Annotated in this window: 3 protein-coding genes; 2 read left to right on the top strand and 1 reads right to left on the bottom strand. The window is 66.9% G+C overall.

Going from position 1 to position 3,066, the window contains the following annotated elements; all coding sequences use genetic code 11:
* A partial coding sequence (locus tag AB4Y84_RS17775; protein ID WP_442250568.1) for a DUF3418 domain-containing protein occupies positions 1–771 on the top strand: 771 nt, incomplete at its 5' end.
* Between the two features lie 138 nt (positions 772–909).
* Here AB4Y84_RS17775 and AB4Y84_RS17770 read toward each other — a convergent pair.
* Positions 910–1,446, bottom strand: coding sequence for a hypothetical protein (locus AB4Y84_RS17770; RefSeq protein ID WP_176019856.1), 537 nt, complete (start codon positions 1,444–1,446; stop codon positions 910–912).
* A gap of 252 nt (positions 1,447–1,698) precedes the next feature.
* Between AB4Y84_RS17770 and AB4Y84_RS17765 the strand changes: the two genes are divergently transcribed.
* On the top strand, positions 1,699–3,066 hold a 1,368-nt coding region (locus tag AB4Y84_RS17765), incomplete at its 3' end, for a bifunctional (p)ppGpp synthetase/guanosine-3',5'-bis(diphosphate) 3'-pyrophosphohydrolase (protein ID WP_442250569.1).

Here is a 3,066-nt window from a genome sequence, read left to right as displayed (position 1 = left end):
CTGAAGGATGAGGGTGACAGCGTTGCACTACGCATCTTTGCTGATCGCCAACAGGCCGAGGAAGCACACCCGCTGGGCGTGCGTCGACTGCTGGAGATCGGCCTGGGCGAGAAGATCAAACAGGCACGCAAGCAGTTGCCGGTAGCAGCGAAAACCGGCCTGTTGTACGCCTCGATCGAAACCCAGGAACGCCTGCGTGGCGATCTGGTCGATGCGGCGCTGAATGCCGTGCTGGCCGACGGCCTGAGCGATATCCGCGATGCGGCGGCGTTCGAACAGCGTCGCGAGCACGCCGCAAAAACGCTGTTCGGCGAGGCCATGCAGCGGTTGAAGCTGGCCGAGACGATCCTTGCCCTGGTGGCCGAATTGAAGCCGATGCTGGAAGCACCGTTGATGGGCTGGGCGCGCGGCAATCTGGATGACATGGAAGCGCAGCTGGTTGGGCTGATCCATCCCGGCTTCCTGCGCGACACGCCGGCCGACGCCCTGGCGCAGTACCCGCGCTACCTGAAAGCGATGATCCTGCGCACCGAACGCGCCAAGCGCGATCCCCCGCGTGACCAGGCGCGCATGCTGGAACTGCACCCGTTCCTGGAGGCGTTGCAGGTGGGCGAGCAGCAGGGCCTGCGCGAACGGCCGCAGTGGCAGGCATTACGCTGGGACCTGGAAGAGCTGAGGGTATCGCTGTTCGCCCAGGAACTGGGCGCACGCACCGGCGTTTCGGCGAAGAAACTGGCACAGCGGGTGACCGCACTGCGCCAGGCCTCGTAACCCCTGGGCTGACCCCGCCGGGTACTGGCTGGCGGGGTCAAGCGGAATGGCATCCACGCATGGCGTGGATCTACTGCGGGACGTGGCGCAGCAGGTTGTCGCCAATCGTTGGCTTGGCTCTACAGCAAAGCCAGGCCGTTACTTGGTGCGGCGGACCTTGGGCTGGGTGTTCACGCCTTCGACCTTCAGGTACCACACGCCCATCACCCCGGGGCTGATGCTGACTTTCGGCGATTGCTTGCGTACGCCGGAAACCGAGGTGGTATCGGTCTGTTCCCACTGCTGGCCATTGTCCAGCACGTAGATCCGGCCCTTGCCGAAACCGCGGAACTCGCCCTGCAGCACGCCGCTGATCGGTTCGTTGCTGCCGAAGTCGAAGAAGCCGCGGTTCTTCACGATCACTTCCTGGCGGCCTTCCTCACGCGCTTCTTCGCGCACCGCAGCGACCGCCTCGGTGGTGGCGGCTTCAACCTTGCCCTGCAGCCAGCGGTTGAGCGTGGCCAGCTCGGCGGCATTGAGCTTGTCCAGGCCTGCGGCCTTGAATTCGGCCGGCGACATCTGCTGCTGCAGGTCGCCCTGCACCACGCGCTGGGCCAGCGCGGGCGCCGACAGGGACAGCAGCACGGCGGCACAGGCCAGCAGGCGAGGGCGGAAAGGCAGGGTGATCGAAGGCATGCGGAACTCTCCCGTGGATGTCGGCGAGTGTAGCGGCATGTCCACATTCCCGGCGATGCTGGCCGCGGCGATTGTTCCTGAACGGCTGCGGCGCTAGTGTAGGGGCTTCTGTCTTGCCTGCTCGATGCTGTGAACCGCGCTTCCGTCCCCGGCCTGGATGCCTTGTTGAACCGCCCCTCGGCAGCCGTGCTGCCGGCTCCGCTGCGCCAGGCCCTGCGCGGGCATTGGGAAGCGCCCGACTGCGACCCGCAGATGCGTGCCAGCTGGTCGGTGCTGGGCGATACCCTGGACGCGCTGGCGATGCTCTCGGCAGACGAGGGTGCCGTGGTGGCGGCCCTGCTGTTCGATCTGCCGGGCCTGCGCGTCCATCTCGATGCACTGCCGCTGGGCAGCCACAAAGCGGCGGTGATCGGCCTGCTCGATGGACAGGATGCGGCCGATCCCGTCTGGGCACTGCATGCCGGTCGCGAGGCCGGCCGCAACAGCGAAGGCCTGCGCCGGTTGCTGCTGGCCATCATCCGCGACCTGCGGGTGGTACCGATCCTGCTGGCCCGGCAGCTGGCGCGCATGCGCGCGGCCGACAAGCTCGATGAGGAGCAGCGCCGCGCGCTGGCCCAGTTGACCCGCGACATCCATGCGCCGCTGGCCAACCGGCTCGGCATCTGGCAGTTGAAGTGGGAGCTGGAAGACCTGGCCTTCCGTCACCTGGAGCCGGAAACCTACCGGCGCATCGCGCGTGAGGTCGACRAAACCCGCATCGCCCGCGAGCGTTATGTCGAGAATGTGAAAAAGGTGCTGTCGCGCGAACTGGGCGTGCAGGGCATCCGCGCCGAGGTCAGCGGCCGGCCCAAGCACATCTACAGCATCTGGCGGAAGATGCAGAAGAAGCGCCTGGCTTTCGACCAGCTGTATGACATCCGTGCGGTACGGGTGATGGTCGACGACGTCGCCGCCTGTTACGCCGCGCTCGGCGTGGTGCATGCGCTGTGGGCACCGGTGCCGAGCGAGTTCGACGATTACATCGCCCGGCCCAAGGCCAACGATTACCGCTCGCTGCACACGGCGGTGGTTGGCCCGGAAGGGCGCACCATCGAAGTGCAGATCCGCACCCACGACATGCACGCGCAGGCCGAGCTGGGCGTGGCCGCGCACTGGAAGTACAAGGAAGGCGGCAAGGGCGCGGAGAAGTCGTTCGATCGCAAGATCACCTGGATGCGGCAGCTGCTGGAGCAGGCGCAGGACGGGCAGGGCAATGAACTGGCCGGGGCGCTTGATGCCGAGCTGACCGAAGACCGTGTCTACGCGCTGACCCCGAAGGACGAGGTGCTGGACCTGCCGCAGGGCGCAACACCGCTGGATTTTGCCTACCAGGTGCACACCATGGTCGGGCACCGCTGCCGTGGGGCCAAGGTCAACGGCCGCATCGTGCCGTTGACCTACCGCCTGCGCAGCGGGGATCGCGTCGAGATCCTCACCGGCAAGGAGGCCGACCCGCGCCGCGACTGGCTGATGCCGGCCAACGGCTTCCTGGCCAGCAACCGCTCGCGCGAGAAGGTGCGCAGCTGGTTCCACAAGCTGGACCGTGCGCGCAACGTGCAGGCAGGGCGCGAGCTGCTGGAG

The organism is Stenotrophomonas sp. 2YAF22, from assembly GCF_052114665.1.
In the GTDB taxonomy this organism is placed as follows: domain Bacteria; phylum Pseudomonadota; class Gammaproteobacteria; order Xanthomonadales; family Xanthomonadaceae; genus Stenotrophomonas; species Stenotrophomonas indicatrix.
Note: the sequence above shows the minus strand (reverse complement) of the source record. Positions and strands in the feature narration are given on the sequence as shown.

Excerpts from the sequence above, each read along its gene's own strand:
- AB4Y84_RS17770 (WP_176019856.1), bottom strand. The coding sequence starts at position 1,446 with ATGCCTTCGATCACCCTGCCTTTCCGCCCTCGCCTGCTGGCCTGTGCC.